A 1,890-nucleotide genomic window follows, 5' to 3' on the forward strand; every position below is an offset into this window, starting at 1 on the left:
AGCAGCAGCGGCAGCTGCCGGGTCGCCGCGCAGAGCCGGTGCCAGACCAGCACGGACGCCTCGTCCGCCCACTGGAGGTCGTCGATCACCAGCACCTGCGGTGAATGCGCGCACAGTTCGTCGACCAGGGCCAGCAGCCGGTCGACGGCGCCGAGCACCGGGTCGGCCGGGCCCCAGCTGCGCCGCACCGGGCTTTCGCCGGCGAGTTCCTGCGCCACCCGCGCGCGCCGCGGGTCGGCCGAATGCACGTCGATCGCCAGGCACTCCAGGATGACCTGCAGCGGGAACCGGGTGCTCAGCTCGTCCGCGGCGGCGGAAAGCCGCTGGTAGCCGGGGCCGTCCGGCAGCGAACCGGCGAGCAGCTCGGACTTGCCGATGCCCGCTTCGCCCTCGATCCAGACGGCCCGCCCGCGGCCGGCCCGGACGTCGGCGACGAGCGCGGCGAGGGTCCGGGTTTCGGCTTCCCGCCCGAACAGCCGGTGCCCGGTAACCACGACCGGCGCCGCGGGCGCGTCGAGCCCGGGGTCCTGGGCGAGGATCCGCTGGTGCAGCTGTTGCAAAGCCGGGCCGGGCTCGACGCCGAGCTCCTCGACGAGCGTGGCGCGGGCGTCGCGGAAGACGTCCAGCGCCTCGGCGTGCCGCCCGCTGCGGTAGAGGGCGAGCATGAGCGACTCGCGCAGGGACTCCCGCAGCGGGTGCTCGCCGGCCAGCACGGCCAGCTCCGGCGCGAGGTCGAGGTGCCCGCCGAGGGCCAGCACCGCCTCGGCCCGCCGTTCGAGCGTGTCCAGCCGCAGCTCGGCGAGGTATTCGCGGTGCCGCTCGGCGAACCCGCCGGGCACCCCGGAAAGCGCTTCGCCCTGCCACAACGCGAGAGCGGCGTCCAGTTCTTCGACGGCGGCCCGCGGATCGCCCCCGTCGAGGTGGCGCCGGGCGTGCTCGCGGTGCCGTTCGAACCGGGCGGCGTCGAGCGCGTCTTCCGCGAGCAGCAGCGAATACCCGGCCGGATCCGACACCAGGACACTCGCCGCCGACCAGCGCGACCGGTCCGGTTCGAGCGCGCGGCGCAACCCGGAGACGTAGGTGTGGACGCTGCCCTCGACGCTCGCGGGCGCGGCGTCACCCCAGACGCCGGCGATCAGCTCGGCACGGGGGACCGGCCGTCCGGCGTTGACCGCGAGCACGGCGAAAACGGCACGCTGACGCGCGGGGCCGAGGCCGATTTCGGCCGCCCCGCGCCAGGCCCGCAGCGGGCCGAGCACACCCACCCGCAGGCCGCTGTCCGCATCCCGTGGCATTCCACTGCCGTCCCCTCTGGGGCTCGGAACCCCAGACCCCGTTCCCCCAGGGACATCTCGGTTACACCGGTGACCTTACTGACGTGGCAACCCCCACCCGGGTTGCGCGCGCACTTCCCGCGGCGTCCTGGCTCCGAGCGCCCCAAGGCGGCCTTGGTTGCGTCTGACGCACCGAAGGCCGCCTTGGGTGCGTCAGACGCACCGAAGGCCACATTGGGGCGCTTGGGGCCTGTCACTCGCCGGCGGCGGCTCGCTGGCGGACCGCGTGGGCTCGGCGGATGCCGAACGGCTGCATGCGGCCCTCCGCCCGGCGGACGTCCCACACCGCGCCCATCCCGGTGTACGCCGTCAACGCGCCCCGGAACGCCGCTCGTGCCTCGTCGAGCCGGTCGGACTCGGCGAGCAGGATCGCCGCGTCCTCCGTCGCCTTCGCCTGCTTGAGCAGCCGGCCGGCCACCCGGTAGTGGCCGGCGGCGGTGAGCACCGGCTCGGGGTCGCCGGTCACCAGGCCGCGGCAGTGGGCGGCCGCCGCCGCGTGCGCGGGTGGGCCGTCGACGTCGAGCAGGCGCAGGGCCTGGTGAGCGCGCTGCGGTTC

Annotated in this window: 1 protein-coding gene and 1 pseudogene; both read right to left on the reverse strand. The window is 75.4% G+C overall.

All coding sequences use genetic code 11. The features are described from left to right. The coding region (locus G3I65_RS36955) for a BTAD domain-containing putative transcriptional regulator (protein WP_166641047.1) at window positions 1-1,295 on the reverse strand (1,295 nt) is incomplete at its 3' end. Between the two features lie 232 nt (window positions 1,296-1,527). Further along, a pseudogene (locus G3I65_RS36960) lies at window positions 1,528-1,890 on the reverse strand (SARP family transcriptional regulator); the annotation flags it as partial.

It is taken from the genome of Amycolatopsis sp. SID8362 (genome assembly GCF_010550475.1).
Taxonomy (GTDB): Bacteria; Actinomycetota; Actinomycetes; order Mycobacteriales; family Pseudonocardiaceae; genus Amycolatopsis; species Amycolatopsis eburnea.